The organism is Methylobacter sp. sgz302048 (assembly GCF_052162025.1).
Lineage (GTDB): Bacteria > Pseudomonadota > Gammaproteobacteria > Methylococcales > Methylomonadaceae > Methylobacter.
Genome location: NZ_CP197401.1, coordinates 1,159,954 through 1,177,611, shown reverse-complemented (window position 1 = coordinate 1,177,611; position 17,658 = coordinate 1,159,954). Strand labels below are relative to the sequence as shown.

At 49.6% G+C, this 17,658-nt stretch carries 12 protein-coding genes, 3 tRNA genes and 1 pseudogene; 1 reads left to right on the top strand and 15 read right to left on the bottom strand.

Annotated features, from left to right (window positions below; all coding sequences use genetic code 11):
- Positions 1 to 65: 65 nt before the first annotated feature.
- The 5 genes from ACTNE6_RS05685 to ACTNE6_RS05665 all read right to left on the bottom strand — a co-directional run bounded on the left by ACTNE6_RS05685 (position 66) and on the right by ACTNE6_RS05665 (position 7,709).
- Positions 66 to 1,169 (bottom strand): AI-2E family transporter, encoded by a 1,104-nt coding sequence (locus ACTNE6_RS05685; RefSeq protein ID WP_442498917.1) that lies wholly within the window; start codon positions 1,167 to 1,169, stop codon positions 66 to 68.
- Positions 1,170 to 1,563: 394 nt separating this feature from the next.
- On the bottom strand, positions 1,564 to 3,207 hold the full coding sequence (locus ACTNE6_RS05680; protein WP_442498916.1) for an ABC transporter ATP-binding protein: 1,644 nt from the start codon (positions 3,205 to 3,207) through the stop codon (positions 1,564 to 1,566).
- The gene (locus ACTNE6_RS05675) at positions 3,200 to 4,543 is read right to left on the bottom strand and encodes an ABC transporter permease (RefSeq protein ID WP_442498915.1); all 1,344 of its coding nucleotides are present in this window, start codon (positions 4,541 to 4,543) and stop codon (positions 3,200 to 3,202) included. Before ACTNE6_RS05675 ends, ACTNE6_RS05680 begins: the two co-directional genes overlap by 8 nt.
- A complete protein-coding gene (locus ACTNE6_RS05670; RefSeq protein ID WP_434483082.1) occupies positions 4,543 to 5,520 on the bottom strand; it encodes an ABC transporter permease in 978 nt (325 codons plus the stop codon). The genes ACTNE6_RS05675 and ACTNE6_RS05670 overlap by 1 nt, the downstream gene beginning before the upstream one ends.
- Complete coding sequence (locus tag ACTNE6_RS05665) at positions 5,517 to 7,709, bottom strand: ABC transporter substrate-binding protein (RefSeq protein ID WP_442498914.1); 2,193 nt, start codon at positions 7,707 to 7,709, stop codon at positions 5,517 to 5,519. The genes ACTNE6_RS05670 and ACTNE6_RS05665 overlap by 4 nt, the downstream gene beginning before the upstream one ends.
- A gap of 257 nt (positions 7,710 to 7,966) precedes the next feature.
- Here ACTNE6_RS05665 and ACTNE6_RS05660 point away from each other — a divergent pair, with 257 nt between their 5' ends.
- Positions 7,967 to 8,749, top strand: coding sequence for an enoyl-ACP reductase FabI (locus ACTNE6_RS05660; protein WP_442498913.1), 783 nt, complete (start codon positions 7,967 to 7,969; stop codon positions 8,747 to 8,749).
- A 65-nt stretch (positions 8,750 to 8,814) separates the two neighbouring features.
- Here the strand turns inward: ACTNE6_RS05660 and ACTNE6_RS05655 are convergent, their stop codons facing one another.
- The 10 genes and pseudogenes from ACTNE6_RS05655 to ACTNE6_RS05610 form a co-directional block, all read right to left on the bottom strand.
- The gene (locus ACTNE6_RS05655; protein ID WP_442499673.1) at positions 8,815 to 10,236 is read right to left on the bottom strand and encodes a peptidyl-prolyl cis-trans isomerase; all 1,422 of its coding nucleotides are present in this window, start codon (positions 10,234 to 10,236) and stop codon (positions 8,815 to 8,817) included.
- Positions 10,237 to 10,686, bottom strand: a pseudogene (locus ACTNE6_RS05650) (SurA N-terminal domain-containing protein); the annotation flags it as partial.
- Positions 10,687 to 10,764: 78 nt separating this feature from the next.
- A tRNA-Asp gene (locus ACTNE6_RS05645) sits at positions 10,765 to 10,841 on the bottom strand.
- 6 nt (positions 10,842 to 10,847) lie between these two features.
- A tRNA-Val gene (locus ACTNE6_RS05640) sits at positions 10,848 to 10,923 on the bottom strand.
- Positions 10,924 to 10,936: 13 nt separating this feature from the next.
- Positions 10,937 to 11,209, bottom strand: a complete 273-nt coding sequence (locus ACTNE6_RS05635) for an HU family DNA-binding protein (protein WP_020160249.1) — start codon at positions 11,207 to 11,209, stop codon at positions 10,937 to 10,939.
- Between the two features lie 191 nt (positions 11,210 to 11,400).
- Entirely contained in the window at positions 11,401 to 13,827 is a 2,427-nt protein-coding gene (lon, locus tag ACTNE6_RS05630; protein ID WP_194971427.1) for an endopeptidase La, read from the bottom strand.
- 157 nt (positions 13,828 to 13,984) lie between these two features.
- Positions 13,985 to 15,256 (bottom strand): ATP-dependent Clp protease ATP-binding subunit ClpX, encoded by a 1,272-nt coding sequence (gene clpX, locus ACTNE6_RS05625; RefSeq protein ID WP_194971426.1) that lies wholly within the window; start codon positions 15,254 to 15,256, stop codon positions 13,985 to 13,987.
- A gap of 91 nt (positions 15,257 to 15,347) precedes the next feature.
- Positions 15,348 to 15,986, bottom strand: coding sequence for an ATP-dependent Clp endopeptidase proteolytic subunit ClpP (clpP, locus tag ACTNE6_RS05620; RefSeq protein WP_228779241.1), 639 nt, complete (start codon positions 15,984 to 15,986; stop codon positions 15,348 to 15,350).
- Between the two features lie 8 nt (positions 15,987 to 15,994).
- A complete protein-coding gene (gene tig, locus ACTNE6_RS05615) occupies positions 15,995 to 17,296 on the bottom strand; it encodes a trigger factor (RefSeq protein WP_434483077.1) in 1,302 nt (433 codons plus the stop codon).
- Between the two features lie 121 nt (positions 17,297 to 17,417).
- Positions 17,418 to 17,501, bottom strand: a tRNA-Leu gene (locus ACTNE6_RS05610).
- Positions 17,502 to 17,658: the final 157 nt, after the last annotated feature.

Below are 17,658 nucleotides of genomic sequence, written 5' to 3'. Positions count from 1 at the left end.
GCTTATGGACGCGCCCGCCGAGCTCCCCCTCAGCTAGATAAAGAATGGCTAGTGAAACCAGGCCATCAGGGCAGTTCCATCTTTTCGCCCAGCACGTCCCGTACATAGAACATCTGTACCAGCACCATGATCACGACCGCCAACGGAGGCGCGAGCAGAAATCCCAGGATGCCGAAACCGGTCCCCAGCACAAGCTGGGCGGCCAGCAGCCAGGCCGGCGCAATCGATGTCATCTGCTTCTGGAGGTAAGGCGTGAGCAGATAACTTTCCAGCCCTTGAATAACGGTATAAAGAATAATGACGTACAACACCGTCGATCCATCCTGGCCCAGGCCCACCATGACCGCAGGAACGGTTGCCAGAATCGGCCCGATGTGCGGTATAAAATCCAGGATAGCGGCTACTAAAGCCAGGATGAAAGCGAGCGGCATCCCTAACATGACCAGTCCGATCAATGTCAACAGGCCTACAGCCACCATTGACACGAGCCGGCTGAGCAGCCACCAGCGGAGCGCATGCCCGACCCGATCAAAGGCTTCATAAACACGTCCCCGGTGAGGCTGAGGGAACAGGCGCGCCACACCATCGATGTAAGTTTTCGGCTCGATAGCGAAATAAAGACCTAGCACGATAACAATGAAACTACTGCCGAGCGCTCCGAAGGCGGTCGAGAAAACCCCGGCAATTCTGGCCAACTGCTGAGGATTGGTCAGGGCGTGCCCCACTTTGGCCATCGAATCAAGCACTGTGGGCGCCCACTCATATTGCCCGAGGCTATCCCGCATTCTGTCAATTGTACTGGGCAATTGCAGCGTCAATTGATAAAAATCAGTAACAATATCAGGACCATACAGTGACCCGATCAGTGCGACACCACTCGTCAGAATCAAGACCACCAGTATCAGTGAGGCATTCACCGTCAGGGATGTGTTTTCGCTAATACTAACCGCGCCGGTGCGCAGAAACAGCGCCAGCAACATGCTCGCAAAAATCAGCAGTAAAATCTGGGCCACCTGCCAGACCATTAACAGCAGCACTACGATTGCCGCCGCCGCAGCCGCCACGATCAGCGTCCGCTTTGTCAGCAATCCGCTTATGCTCCGGGCTCCGAATCTATCCATATCCGCCCCTCCGCTTTCCGGCATCCTGCCTCTGTCCCAAAAGCTCATAGCTGCATCCTCCATGACGGTAGTCCTGCCCTTGCCTTCATCCATCGTTTACGTAGAAAAACTTCCTTCGAACTGCACAGTTTTGCGGCCATAACGCCTCCTCAGGAATAAGAATTTCAACGCTACTTGCTCAAAAGACTCTACCCCCTCGTCAATCGTTCCACTTGCTTTGCCAAAAGAGTTACCACTATCCGGCGAGAATAGAAAAACGATGAGCAGATTGGCGTCCTGCTTGCCCCTCATGTCCTGAAACGAGAGCAAACTGATAAATGGATGGCGCTGATTGGGCAGCAGCCTTAGAGGATAAAAGGAAAGGATCACAGCGCCTGCAGACTTCCCTGTTGCGCCATCCGGCGATCGCAGCAGGGAGTTTCTTCACTATCAAAAGGCGGAGCTACAAGACGACTTCCTTGTCCTGTTGCGCAGACGGCTTAATGTCTGTCCTTAATACAGGCACCGCGCCTAGCAGCTTCTTTGTATAAGCCTGTTGCGGCTCGGTCAGCACCTGCGCGACGCTGCCGTACTCGACGATCCTGCCTTGATGCATGACCGCGACTTCATCCGCTATTTCGGCCACGATGGCCAGATCGTGGGTAATAAACAGATAACTGACGCCTTTTTCCCGCTGCAGCGACTTCAATAGTTCAATAATCTGCGCCTGCACCGATACATCCAGCGCGCTGGTCGGTTCATCGCAAATGATCAGCTTCGGATCGACTGCCAGTGCCCGGGCAATGCAGATGCGCTGGCGCTGGCCTCCCGAGAATTCATGCGGATACCGTTGCGCGGCATCTTCGGGCAGGCCGACCTGCCTAAGCAACTGCCTGACTCTTTCTTGCCTGTTGGCGGCACTGACGCCCAGATGCAGGGCGCGGATGCCTTCGGCGACGATATCGCCGACCAGCATCCTCGGGTTCATCGAGGAAAAAGGGTCCTGAAACACGATCTGCATATCGGCGCGTTTTTGCCTCAGCGCCTCGCCCTGCAGCGTATCGAGCGCCACGCCGTCTATTTTCACCTGCCCTGCAGTGCCCGGTATCAGGTTCAGCAAGCCCTTGCCCAGCGTGGTCTTGCCGCAGCCGGATTCGCCGACCAAAGCCAGCGTCTTGCCCTGCTGGATGGTGAAGCTGACCCCGTCGACGGCCCGCACATGGTCGACGACCCGCTTGAAAATGCCTTTCCTGATCGGGTAATGGACTTTGAAATCGTCAACCTGCAATAGCGGCGGCCTTTCCTGCCTGCTGTGTTTTAAGCAGCTTTGCATGGACGGCAAAGCGCTCAGCAGTTTTTGCGTGTACGGGTGTTTGGGATGGCGAAAGAACTCATCGCAATACCCCGTTTCGACGATCTTGCCCTGCTGCATGACCGCTACGCGATCGGCCATATTGGACACCAGGGCCAGATCATGGCTGATCAGCCACAGGGACATGCCGGTCTGCTTTTGCAGGGTTTTCAGCAGATTCAGGATCTGCGCCTGAATGGTCACATCCAGGGACGTAGTCGGCTCATCGGCAATCAGCAGATCGGGCTCGCCGGCCAGCGCAATCGCGATCATGACGCGCTGGCGCTGGCCGCCCGACAGTTGATGCGGATAGTCGCTGATGCGCTGCTCGGGCTTCGGTATCTCCACCTGCCGCAGCAATTCCAGTACGCGCTGCTTGACAGCCTGTTGAGGCAAGTCAAAATGCAGCTTGATGACTTCCTCTATCTGGTCGCCGATAGTCATGACCGGATTCAGCGACGACATAGGGTCCTGGAATATCAGCCCGATGCGTCGGCCGCGAACTTGGCACATTTCGTATTCGGCTCTGCGCAGCAGATTATCGCCCTGAAGGCTGATTTCACTGGCCTGGATACGGGCGTTAGGCGGCAGCAGCCTCAGCACGGACAAAGCCGTGATCGATTTGCCGGAGCCCGATTCGCCGACCAGCGCAAAGGTCTCGCCCTGATAAATGTCAAAGCTGATGTCGTCGACGACCTTGCTGCTGTGGTTAAAGCTGACGCTGAGATGCGCTACGGACAGGATTGGCTTATTCATAGGCGCCTCGTCTTGGATCGAATGCATCGCGCACAGTATCGGCAAACAGGTTCGCGGCCAGCACCAGCGCGAACATAAACACGAACGAGGCCGTCAAGGACCACCAGACCACGGGCTCGCGCGCCATTTCCAGCCTGGCGCCGTTAATCATATTGCCCCAGCTGTAGGTCGTCGGGTCGACGCCGATATTGATATAGGACAGCACCGCCTCGGCCAGTACCAGCGAACTGAAATCCAGCACAACCGAAATCAGCACGATATGCATGACGTTGGGCAGGATATGTCGCACCAGAATCACGCGGCGGCGCACGCCTAGCGCCTGCGCCGCCTGCACATATTCCATCTCGCGCAGCTTGAGCGTCTCGGCCCTAAGCAATCGGCATAACCCGGTCCAGCTGGTTACGCCCAGAATCAGGCAGAGAAACAGCAGCCGCATGTCTGCGCGCACAATCACGCTGGTAAAGGCTTCCTCGTGAGCGGCCATGTACACCTGCACCATCAGGATGGAGGCGGCTATCAACAGCACGCTGGGGATCGAATTCAGCGTCGTGTAAACATATTGAATGACATCGTCGACCCAGCCGCGAAAGAAGCCGGCCAGGATGCCGAATACAAGGGCCATCGGCAGCATGACCAAGGTCGTCAGCGTGCCGATCACGAGCCCCGTGCGAATGCTTTTTATGGATTGATAAAACACGTCCTCCCCGACCTTGTCGGTGCCGAAGACATGATAGTAAGCCGACAGATAGACCAGCATGTAATTGACCGAGACGATCAGAAACACCACGGCCCAGGCCGCCTTGGCCGTCGGGCTCACGATGAGGCGCTTATGCGGCTTTCTCAAAAGACTCCCCAGCAGAACCACGAAAAATACGACCAGGCTGACGCCTTGAATCCAGCCATAAAACGCTTTTTTCAGTACATCCCGCGCCAGTTCGATTTCGGGATCAGCCAGATGCGCACCGCCGAACTGCAGGCGCGGATAGCCCCATTGCTCAGTGCCGTCCGGCAAGGTCATCATTTCCTTGCTGTACAGATAGGCGGCAAATGGCGCCGAGTAGGTTTTCTCGCCATGTTCGCGCAACGGCGTGGCCCAGTAATCCAGCACGCTGATGATTTCATTGCCGCGGCCGCCCGACGGCTTGAAATGAATCGAGTCCAGCAGACCGACCAGGACAAAGACAATCAGTACGGTCAGCGAAACCATGCCGACTTTGCTGCGGGCGATCTGTTGCAGGGGGCGTTTAATGTATTCCTTGCCGCGCAGATAAAAGCCGAGCATGAGCATTACGGCAATCAACAGGAATATCAGCGCATCGGTCCATAATATGATCATCAGGACAACCTTACCCGAGGGTCAACGAGGGTGTAGGAAATATCGGTCAGCAACAGACCGATCACATACAGGACCGAACCCAGGAAGACCATGGCTCGTACAATGGCGAAATCCTGACTGTTGATCGCATCTATCGTATAACTGCCCAGGCCCGGAATACTGAAAAACGATTCCATGATCAAACTGCCCATAAACAATAACGGCAGCACGACCACGACGCCTGTCAGAATCGGAATCATAGCGTTTTTCAGCACATGCCGGAACAGGGTCCGGGTTTCGGTCAGGCCTTTCGCGCGCGCCGTGCGTACGTAATCTTTTTCAACTTCTTCCAGAAACAGGGTCCGGTACCAGCGTACGCCGGAGCCGATGCCGGAAAAGACGCCGATCAGTACAGGCAGTATCAGAAACTTCAGTGCCGACAGCCCGCTATCGTACCCGGAGATAGGCACCAGCTTCAGCAGTTTGCCGATCAGGAACTGGCCGCCGATAATATAGAACAGCGAAGAAACCGACATCAGGACCACGCACAGCACGACGCCGGCATGTTCCAGATAAGTGTTGCGGAACAGCACCATCATCAAGGCGAAGGTGATATTGACCAGCAACCCCACCATCAGCGTCGGCAATGCGACGGCCAGACTGGGCCACATGCGTTGCTGAATATCGGCCGCGATGTTTCTGCCGCTGTCGGATACGCCGAAGCGGAACAGGAACAGGCCGACTGACTTCTGGTAAAAGATCGTTTTGGTCAGTTTTTCTTCGCCCTCGGCCTTGCTGTTCCACAGCAGCGGCAAATCATAGCCCCGCTGCTGTTTCCAGTTTTCCACGGCCTTTTCGGTCACATGTTTTTGCCCCAGCTGCATACGCGCCATGTCATCGGGACTATTGACGACAAAAAACAGCACGAACGTCAGGATATTGACGCCCATCAGCAACGGGAAGGCGTATAAGATTCGACGGATAATATATTGAGTCATTGAATCGTTTCCTTGATACGGCGGCGATAAGCCTGAACTGCCGGTATCAACAGCAACACAAACACGGCAAAAGCTGTCAGCAAAGGCCAGAACACGGGCTTGTTCCACTCGGCCCTTTTCTCGGCTCTTTCCGCCTTATCGATGCGCGTATATTTAAGCTGGTTATTGGCCATGAGATTAGGCTTCAGATTTTTATACCAGCCATGATATAGCGAAAAGCTCTTGGGATGAAAGCCGAATACCCATGGCGCATCGCGGCGCACCCGTTCCTGCATTTGCTGAATGAGACGATAGCGCTGCTCGCCATTCGCCATATTGCGCATTTGCTCGAATAGGCGGTCGAATTCGGCGTTTTGGTAATTGCCCGCATTCTCGCCGCCGTGTGCGACTTTGGCATTGGGCCCGTAGAGCAGGAAAAAGAAATTTTCCGGATCGGGGTAATCGGCATTCCAGCCCCAGAAGAAAATCTGTGCATTGCCGTCGCGCATCTTCTGCTGGAACCGGTTGTAGTCGGTGCCCCGAATGACCAGCTTGATGCCCAGCTTCTCAAACTGTTTGCGATACCAGTTCATTCTCGGGCGATCGTCGACGCTGACTGCGGTCGTATCGAAATACAGGATCAGGGCTTGCTTAGTTTTAGGATCGATGCCTCCCGAATAGCCGGCTTCGGACATCAGCTGCCTGGCAACCTCTATGCTTTTGCGCTGCGCCTTGCCTACAGGATGTAGGTAAGGGGCGTTAGCAGGAGCGGAAGCTTTGCCGTTTACCCAGTCATAGACATAAGGGTTGATGCCTTCCTTGCCTTCCGCATAGCCGTATATGCCGGGAGGTATCAGACCCTGGGCCGCGACGCCGCGCCCGTTCGCGAAAATAGCGATGTATTCCTCATAATCGACGGCAATGGCGATGGCCTGGCGCAGCTTGCGCGCTTTCTCGCTGTCACCGCCGACTGTGGGATCGAGCATATTAAAGCCCAGATAGAAAATAGAGGTTGTGACCGCTGTTTCCAGTTGGATGCCTTTTTCTTTCATGGTGTCAGTCAGGGTAGCTACGCCGCTGCCGGTGAACTGTATGGCCTGGTCGAAATTGTCGGAAGCGATGCCGGACGCATCGTAATAACCCTGCAGGAATTTGTTCCAGTAAGGAATCGTTTCCTTCTCCAGCATATAAACGACTTTATCGATAAACGGCAGCGGTTTGCCGGCATCGGCCAGCAGACCTTTTTCCTTGTCGCCGGGCTCGCCTTCGGATGGATAGGCCTCATGATGAAACAGCGGATTTCTGAGCAGGATCATGCGCCGGTTCGGATTGTTCTCGGCCAGAAGATAAGGACCGGTGCCTATCGGAAACCAGTCCAACGTGATGTTTTTATCGTTCAGGCCGGGCTGTTCATAAAAGACATCGGCTTCCCACGGCATCGGTGAGAAAAACGGCATCGCCAGCCAGAAAATGAACTGCGGGTATTTGCCCTTGATGCGTATGCGGTATTGATATCGGTCCAACGCTGTAACGCCTGTCATGGGCATGTCTTTGATCTCAAACTTCTGCTTGTTCGCAACCTGTCTTGCAAAATCGTCAAAGCCGACTATGTAATTTTTCATCAGTTCGGCGATGGGCGATTGGATTCTCGGATGCGCCAGACGCTTGATCTGGTACACATAATCCTCGGCGGTCAGTTCGCGCGAGCCGGTCTCGGGCAAGTCCTGCAAAGTGCCGAGCTTGTCGATTTGCGCACCGGTCAAATGATGGTAGGCATATTCGCCTTGAGTATTTTTCGCCAGAGCCGGATGCGGTTGATAGCGGATGCCGGACTGAATTTTGATTAAGTAATCGGTATAGGCAATGTCGCTGTCATTGGCAGTTGAAGGCAGTTTCTCGCCATTGGCATTCAGATACTCGATTTCGGGCATATCGGTTGCCGTCAGCGGCGCCAGTTCATAAGGCCTTTTCAAGTAATGATATTGAAACGGCGGCTCATAAATCTGTGCAATAAACGCATATTCGTTGGAACTGTATGCCACAGCCGGATCCATATGCTTGGGACGCTCTGAAAAGGACTCATATAGAACCGACTGATTGCCCTCTTCCGATGGATAAGGATCATTGGGTTCCGAGCCGACACAGGCGCTCAACAATATTATCAGCAATATCAGCCCTAGCACATGAACTTGGCCGATATGTATCTTCATAGAAAAAAGACTAAACATCAAAATACCTTGCAGCCTGAAAAAAATCCCTTTTTTTAAGGGTATTGTTAAAATTTGACAGTCCTGCGTAAGCAAGGCTATCCTTTTCGATTCCCTTCATTATGATGAGGGAGATCCAGATCCGTCATCTGCTATTCATGGGCGGATAGTATCATCGACCGGTCACAGGTTGGTGTGGATTGAAACAAACACAGATAATTGAAGCTCTATTGTAGCAACAAAAACATTGGGAGATGATAATGGGTTTTATGCAAGGCAAGCGGGTCTTGATCGTAGGCTTGGCCAGTAACCGTTCCATTGCATGGGGCATTGCCCAAGCCATGCACCGGGAAGGCGCGGAACTGGCCTTTACTTTTCAAAATGACAAACTTCAGAGCCGGGTTGAAACCATGGCGGCGGAGTGCGGTTCCGACATTACTGTTGAATGCGACGTCAGCAACGACGAACACATTGAAAACGTTTTTAAAAAGCTTGGGGAACACTGGGACGGCCTGGATTGTATCGTGCATTCAGTCGCTTTTGCACCACGCGATGCGCTGGAAGGCGACTTCGTCACTGCCACGACCCGGGAAAATTTCAGAGTCGCCCATGATATCAGCTCGTACAGCTTCACTGCTCTAGCCAAGGCCGGACGGGCAATGATGGCGGGCCGTAACGGCTCTCTGTTGACCTTAAGCTACTTGGGTGCGGAGCGCGTCATGCCCAACTACAACGTCATGGGCGTGGCCAAAGCCAGCCTGGAAGCCAACGTCCGCTATATGGCTGTCGCTCTGGGCGCTGAAGGTACTCGCGTGAACGCGATTTCCGCAGGTCCGATCAGAACACTGGCAGCATCAGGCATCAACGATTTCAAAACCATGCTCAGCAAAGCGGCCGATGCCTCGCCGTTGAAGAAAAACGTCACAATTGAAGAAGTCGGCAATGCGGCGGCATTTCTGTGCTCGGATCTGGCCTCTGGTATTACGGGTGAAATCACTTATGTGGACGCCGGCTATAATATTGCCGGCTATGTAGCTTCTTAAGCGTTCATTTTCCATGGCAATAAAAAAGGGAGCTTACGCTCCCTTTTTTATTGCTTGTCCAGCGGCTAATTCTGAGCTTGGGCTTTCTTCACTGAAATATCGGCTTTTGCCTGCAGACTGTTCATGACCGCATTGAATTCGTTTTGGCCAAAAGCCCTAGCAATATTCTTTGACGCCAGCTCGAGCTGCTTTTTATCATCCTCGCTCATGATGCCCTCCTTGACTTTCGACAAACTCACTACCGCCTGCTCATCGGAAGGCAATGCTGCCGTAAAGATTGTCGATTTATCGCCAACAGGTTTGGCCGCCTTAAAGATTGCCTGGTTCAGCTGCCAGGGCAATTCGCCGTTGTTGCGTGTTACATCGGCCATTTTCTTGACCGTTAAGTTGTTTTCAGCCGCTACAGTGTCAATGGATTCGCCAGCCTGCAAACGCGTTTTTATCTGCTGCGCTTTTTCAACAGCCTGTTGTTTGGCTTTTTCACTCAACAAGGTTTCTATGACTTGCTGTTTAACTTCATTCAAATCACGCGTAGCCGCAGGCTTGTGCTCCAGCATGCGTAATACCACCAAGCGCTCAGCCCCAAATTCTACAGGCGTGCTGTTATTGCCCTGCTGGACTTCTTCAGAAAATGCAGCACTGCGTACTTTTGGGTCACTGGCAATATCTTCACCTTTATCCTTGGTGAACAGCGCAGTTTTTTTAATGGTTAGGCCTAACGCATCCGCTACCGTTTGCAGATTGTCAGGGTTTTCATAACTCATTTCGGTCAATGTTTCACCGGACTCGTAAAAAGTATTTTCGGCTTGCGCTTTTTGATAAGCCTTGGTTAATTCCGGTTTAACAGCATCAAATGACTTGACCTCGCCCGGCACCAATTCAGTTACTTTAATTAAGTGGTAGCCGAATGCTGTTTTAACAGGCTCTGACACTTCGCCGAGTTTCAATGCATTTGCTGCATCCTCAAACGGTTTCTCCATTGCGCCTGAAGTAAACAAACCTAAATCGCCGCCTTTGTTAGCGGTTAATTTATCGTCTGAAACTTCAGCGGCTAACTTAGCGAAGTCTTTATTTGCCAGGTCTTTTTTTGCTAGCGACGCTTTTTCCAGCGCTGTTTTTTCATCTTGTTTATCATTGATAGCAAACAGGATATGACTGATCTTTCTCCGTTCCGGAGTTGCATACTGATCCTTATGCTCTTCATAGAATGCCTTCAACTTTTCATCCGTTACGGCGACTTTTTTAGCGATATCCTCCAGTGACAGCTCTACGTACTCTACGGAAACCTGCTCAGGCACTTTATATAGGTCCTGGTGCTGCTGATAATAAGCCGTTACCTCCTCCTCTGAAGGCTGCTCCGCCGGTTTCTGTGCAGGAATCGTCACATAAGCTACATCGCGCTGCTGATTCTGAATTTTAAAAAAGCTTTCTACATCATGCTGAGTAGCAAAACTGCTATCGATGATGCTACGCTGAAACTGTTCCATTACCAGCGCGTTCTTGATTCTGTTTACAAACTCGCCGGATGTCATCCTTTGCGAATTCAGCAAAGCTTTATAACGGTTCTCGTCGAACTTACCGTCTACTTGAAAGTATTCCAGAGATTTAATGAATTCTCGCGCCCTATTGTCGCCGGTAACAAGCCCCTCGGAACGCACATGCTGCAGCAAAACCTCATCCTTTATCAGCTTTTCCAAAGCTTGCGCTTTCAAAGTCTGTTCATCAATATTGAGTCCCTGGAGATTCTGACTGTACTGTTCATAAGCCCTGTTGACATCCTGCTGATAAAAATCCCTATCACCTACGGAAGCGACCGGAGGTTCTTTCCCTGTATCCAAATAATTTTGAATACCCCATAAAGCAAAAGGCACGCAAATTATTATCAAGATACCCCATGCGAAAGCACCTTGCGCTTTTTCTCTAATTCTTGTCAGCATATGCTCTATCCTAAACAAAACGGCTTAAATTTAAGCAAAAAAAAACCCCGAACCAGATACCGGTACGGGGCTTTAATTTGGCGGAGTGGACGGGGCTCGAACCCGCGACCCCCGGCGTGACAGGCCGGTATTCTGACCAACTGAACTACCACTCCAAAGTCTGGTGGGTGCTGAGGGGTTCGAACCCCCGACCCTCGCCTTGTAAGGGCGATGCTCTCCCAGCTGAGCTAAGCACCCGACTAAAGAAGCACTAGTTTACAGCATCTTTTAAAGATTTACCAGCTTTAAATGAAGGAATTTTCGCAGATTTAATTGTAATCTCTTCGCCTGTTTGCGGATTACGGCCTTTGCGCTCTGCTCTCTCCTTTACAGAGTATGTACCAAAACCAACTAAAGCAACAGAATCACCTTTACTCAAAGCAGCCGTAACTGCACTAATGAAACCATCTAAAGCACGTCCAGCGTCCGCTTTTGTCAATTCAGAAGACTCTGCAATAGCATCGATTAGTTCTGATTTATTCATCATTCCCCCTTAGGAAGTATTTTTTAAATTGTATTCTGCACAACCAGTGTATGATTCTTATGTGCGATTCCTGGCCACATAAGAAAGCTTGGTATTTATATCAATAGCTCTTAGGCAGTGTCAAGCACTAAAGCCCCCCGAGCCCATGATTTTTGCGGTTTTGCCGAATTCAAACAAAACCGCAAACTTTTCTAGTGAGCAGTAACAAGACCCTGTTTTTTTAGCTTACCTTCACTTTTAGCCTTTTCTTCGACTTCTTTCTTGTCGCTTGGCTTCGGCATATATTGCAACGCCACTTCAAGCACCTCATCTATCCAGTGGACGGGCTTGATATCCAGGTTTTGCTTTATATTTTCAGGAATTTCGACCAGGTCTTTTTCATTTTCCGCAGGAATGACAACTGTTGTTATGCCGCCGCGATGAGCAGCCAATAGCTTTTCTTTCAGCCCGCCAATCGGCAATACCTCGCCTCGCAGCGTAATCTCACCGGTCATGGCCACACTTGCCTTTACAGGTATTTTAGTCAGTGCCGAAATGATGGCCGTACACATGCCGATACCAGCACTGGGCCCGTCTTTTGGCGTAGCGCCTTCAGGCACATGAATATGGATATCATTTTTCTGAAACACCTCATGGTCTATTCCCAGGATTTCAGAGCGGCTTCTTACCACGGTCATCGCCGCCTCAATCGATTCCTTCATGACGTCGCCCAGTTTGCCTGTGGCGGAGTGTTTGCCCTTTCCGGGAATAACGGCTGTTTCAATCATTAACAGTTCGCCGCCGACTTCCGTCCAGGCCAGGCCGGTCACTTGTCCAACCTGATCCTGTTCCTCTGCAAGCCCGTAATGGAACCGTTTAACGCCGAGATATTTATCCAGGTTCTCAGAAGTAACTTCAACTTTGTCCTTGCTCGGTTTCAGCAGCAGGTCTTTGACCACTTTACGGCAGATTTTCGAGATTTCCCGCTCAAGGCTGCGAACACCAGCCTCTCGCGTATAGTAGCGGATAATATCTCTGACCGCTGTTTCTGCAATTTCGATTTCCTGTTCTTTCAACCCGTTATTTTTGATCTGCTTCGGGATCAGATAGCGGCATGCGATGTTAATCTTTTCATCTTCAGTGTAGCCGGCAAGACGTATAACCTCCATCCTGTCCAGCAAGGCCGGCGGAATATTCATCGTATTGGCTGTCGCAACAAACATCACATCGGACAGATCAAAATCCACCTCCAGATAATGGTCCGAGAACGTATGATTCTGCGCGGGATCCAGCACTTCCAATAATGCCGAAGCCGGATCGCCTCGGAAATCGGCTGCCATTTTGTCGATCTCATCAAGTAAAAACATAGGATTGCGTGTTTTCACCTTAGCCAGATTCTGCAAAATCTTGCCCGGCATAGAGCCTATATAAGTTCGACGATGCCCGCGAATCTCCGCTTCGTCCCGCACACCGCCCAAAGCCATCCGCACATATTTACGATTGGTAGCGCGAGCGATGGACTCGCCTAATGAGGTTTTACCTACGCCTGGAGGGCCGACCAGGCACAAAATAGGTCCTTTGAGCTGCTGCACTCGCTGTTGCACAGCCAGATATTCGAGAATGCGCTCCTTGACCTTCTCCAAACCATAATGCTCTGTTTCCAGAACTTGCTCAGCCAGCTTCAGATCATGCCGCACCTTGGTTTTTTTCTTCCAGGGCATACTGACCATCCAGTCAATATAATTACGCACGACAGTGGCCTCGGCAGACATCGGCGACATTAATTTAAGTTTGTTAAGCTCTGCCTCAGCCTTTGCCTTGGCCTCTTTAGTCATGCCGGCACTTTCGATTTTCTTTTCAAGCTCTTCAATCTCATTGGCAACATCTTCCATTTCGCCAAGTTCTTTTTGAATCGCCTTCATTTGCTCATTCAGGTAATATTCCTTTTGATTCTTCTCCATTTGCTGCTTAACACGCCCCCGGATTCTTTTTTCCATTTCCAGCAGGTCAACCTCGCCTTCCATCTGAGTCATCAGATTTTCCAGCCGTTTCGCAATATCCGCGGTTTCCAGAATCGCCTGTTTTTCATTGACTTTTAGCGTCATGTGGGCGGCCATGGTATCGGCAAGGCGGCTTGGGTCATCAATACCGGCGAGCGAATTCATGACTTCCGGCGGAATCTTGTTATTCAGTTTGACGTATTGATCAAACGAACTGATGACTGTCCGCTGCAGCACCTCTTGCTCCCGTTCGGATATATCTAAAACATCGTCGATCTTTACTACAGAGGCGGAAAAAAAACTGTCCGTTTCTTTATAGTATGAAACTTTGCTGCGTTGACTTCCTTCGACCAGCACCTTAACAGTGCCATCAGGCAATTTTAGCAATTGCAGAATATTGGCCAAAGTACCGACCTGATAAAGATCAGTAAAATCCGGCTCGTCAATTTCAGCTTCTTTCTGGGCAACCAACAAGACCTGCTTGTTATCCTTCATAGCCGCATCCAAAGCGTCAATAGATTTTTCCCTGCCGACAAATAAAGGGATCACCATATGCGGATAAACCACGACGTCCCTGAGCGGCAAAACCGGAATCAAAACATCTGTTTGTTGTATCTCTGTCATTTTGTGCGTTTCCATAACTGGAACCTTTAGCAATTTTTGAAAAAAAGATATGGGGCCGATAAATAAAATAGCAAGAGCTAAAACCATAAAACACAGCCTTTAGCTTGGCTATAGCGCAAAAAAAAGGGAGCTAAAAAAATAAAGCTCCCTTTTTTTCTGTCCCAAATAAATTCTAAGATTCGGCCGAGGCCTTTTTCTTTTCCGCTTCGTAAACCAGAAGAGGTTCAGACTCACCTAGAATAACACTTTCATCAATAACCACCTTGCAGATATTTTCCGACGATGGCAATTCATACATAGTATCCAACAGAACACTTTCAACGATAGTCCTTAAACCGCGGGCACCGGTTTTTCTTTCCATGGATTTACGGGCAATGGCGATCAAAGAGTCTTCTCTAAACTCCAGTTCAGCACCTTCCATTTCAAACAAATGCTTGTATTGCTTGATCAGTGCGTTTTTGGGCTCCGTTAATATTTGGACCAAGGCCTGCTCATCGAGTTCTTCTAAAGTGGCAATTACCGGAAGACGACCGACAAATTCCGGAATCAATCCGTATTTAATCAAATCTTCGGACTCAACCTCAGCAAAAAGCTGCCCGACATTTTTAGTCTCATCTTTGGCTTTTACCTCTGCCGAGAAACCTATGCCGCCTTTTTCCGAACGATCTTTAATAATACGGTCCAGTCCGGCAAATGCGCCACCGACAATAAACAAAATATTGGCGGTATTGACCTGCAAAAATTCCTGTTGCGGATGTTTACGGCCGCCTTGAGGAGGCACTGACGCAATAGTGCCTTCGATCAATTTCAGCAGCGCCTGCTGTACGCCTTCACCGGAAACGTCGCGCGTTATTGACGGATTATCAGACTTTCTGGAGATTTTATCGATTTCATCGATATAGACAATGCCGGTTTCAGCCTTTTCTACATCATAGTCACATTTCTGCAGAATCTTCTGAATGATATTTTCTACGTCCTCTCCTACATAGCCGGCTTCTGTCAGCGTAGTGGCATCAGCAATAGTAAACGGCACATCCAGCAAGCGTGCTAATGTTTCAGCCAGCAGCGTTTTCCCTGAGCCAGTCGGACCAATCAATAAAATATTACTTTTGGCTAGCTCGACACCATCCTTTTTTGACTTGCTGCGTAAGCGCTTGTAATGATTGTAGACGGCGACAGCCAAAATCTTTTTCGCACTTTCCTGCCCGATAACATATTCATCGAGTTCTGCTTTGATCTCTTTCGGCTTAGGCAATTCACCGCCGAAAGAAGAAGAGTCGTCTTGCAATTCGTCTCTTATGATGTCATTACAAAGCTCTACGCATTCGTCGCATACATAAACTGACGGTCCTGCAATAAGCTTCCTGACTTCATGCTGACTTTTACCGCAAAAAGAACAATAAAGCAGTTTATCGTCGTCTTTGCTGTTTTTGTCATTACTCATAAATTGACTCCTGCAAACATCCAGAAACTGATGCTTTTTTTGCTTTTGATGAAGCAAAGAATATATCTAAATACAAAAAAAATACCAACCCTTATTTATCAGAACCGATTGCGCGATTTGTTAACACCTTATCAATGAGCCCATAGCTGACCGCATCATTAGCGCTCAAAAAGTTATCCCTATCCGTATCCAAACGGATCTTTTCTATCGGCTGCCCCGTGTGGCCGGACAAGATATTGTTCAGCTTTTCTCTGATTGCCAGGATCTCTCTGGCATGGATATCAATATCAGAGGCCTGCCCCTGAAAACCGCCTAGCGGCTGGTGAATCATCATTCGCGAATGAGGCAAGCAATACCGTTTGCCTTTAGCGCCGCCCGCCAGAAGCAAAGCCCCCATACTGGCGGCCTGTCCGATGCACATAGTGCTGACATCAGGCTTGATAAACTGCATCGTATCGTAAATCGACATCCCGGCGGTTACTGAGCCGCCGGGCGAATTGATGTATAAATGAATATCCTTGTCAGGATTTTCTGATTCCAGAAAAAGCAACTGGGCGACAACCAGATTGGCCATGTAATCTTCCACTTGACCAACCAGAAATATAACGCGCTCTTTTAATAGTCTTGAATAAATATCAAAGGAGCGCTCACCTCTAGCAGTCTGTTCAACAACTATAGGAACTAATCCACCCGCAGCCTCGGGAGCCATTGCTTGATTCATTTTATACATTCGATACCTTACCTTTGCTGTTGATTCATTACATCGTCAAATTTCATCGGCTCGTCAGATACTTTTGCCTGGGCAACCAGCCATTCAACGGTCTGATCTTCCAGCACCATTTGTCTGACATCATCCAGTCGGCTTTCATCTGCATAATACCATTTAACCACATCTTCAGGGCGTTCGTAACTTCTTGCCATATTTTCAATAGCAGACCTTACTTTATCTGCATCAATTTTGATATCGTTTTTCTGGATGATTTCGCCCAAGATCAATCCCAAAGCCACGCGACGTCTGGCCTGTTCTTCAAATGCGTCTCTCGGCAACTTCAGATCGTCCAGCTTCATTTTCTGCCGTTTAGCGGTCTCTATATAAGGCTTCATCATACTTTCGACTTCCTGATCGACCAGCGTGTTCGGAACAGTAATCTGAATCGTCTCATACAAAGCATCCATGACGGCATTTTTCAGCTTGCCGCGTAATGCCTGCTCAAGCTCTCTTTCCATATTGTTTCTGACGTCTTCACGAAAAGACTCTGCAGAACCATCTTCAATACCGTAGGCCTTCACGAAAGCCTCATCAATTTCAGGCAATACCGGTTCTTCAACAGCACTCACTTCAACTTCAAACTGAGCTGCTTTGCCGGATAATTTTTCATTGCCGTATTGCTCTGGAAAAGATACCTCAAATGTTTTGTTAGCGCCCGCTTCAAGACCGATCAGGTTGTCTTCAAAGCCTGGAATCATCTGTTTCGCGCCAATTTCAACCGGATAGTTTTCTACCTTGCCGTTAGTAAAATTCTCACCGTCGGCAGTGCCTGAAAAACTAATTGTTATACGGTCATGTTCCTGCGATGCGCGTTCTACCTTGTTCCAGGTCTTTCTCTGCGCTTTCAGTTTTTCAATCATGTCGTCGACATCGGCTTCAGCGACGGTAGCGACAGGGCGTTTTACTTCGATTTGATTCACGCCTTCCAGCGATATTTCAGGATAGACTTCAAATTCGGCAGTATATTTAAATCCTTCCGCTTCGTCTAACGGATGAATATGCGGATGGCCGGCAGGTCTTAAATTTTGATCCTGCAATGCCTCAAAATAAGTAGATTGAATCAGGTCTCCGGCAACTTCGCCGCGAACCCTATCGCCAAACATCTTTTTAACTACATGCTGAGGCACTTTACCCGGACGAAAGCCATCGACTTTAACTTCGCGCGCCAACGACTTCAAACGCGCCGCCATTTTTTCCTGGACAATTTCTTCAGGCACGCTAACAGTCATTTTTCTGCTTAATTCTGATGTCTTTTCGACAGAAACTTGCATTTCTTTACCTCAACAATATTATGGATAGAATTTTTTATATTAGGATACCGGAAACGGCTCAAGAATTTGAAAAATTAACGATTGGCATCGTTAATTTTGTATGTAACTATTTTGAATTTAGTGGTGCGAATGGAGAGACTCGAACTCTCACAGGAAACCTACTGGAACCTAAATCCAGCGCGTCTACCAGTTCCGCCACATTCGCACGTTGAAAGAACGCGGCATTATAGCCCCAATTCCACCATGGCAACAAGTTATAAATTTAAATATTTACACATCAATACTGAATACACGGTTTCGCTCCCTTACGGTGAAAACCGCGCTACCTGCACCAAGACATTATGATGCCTTTATAACCATAC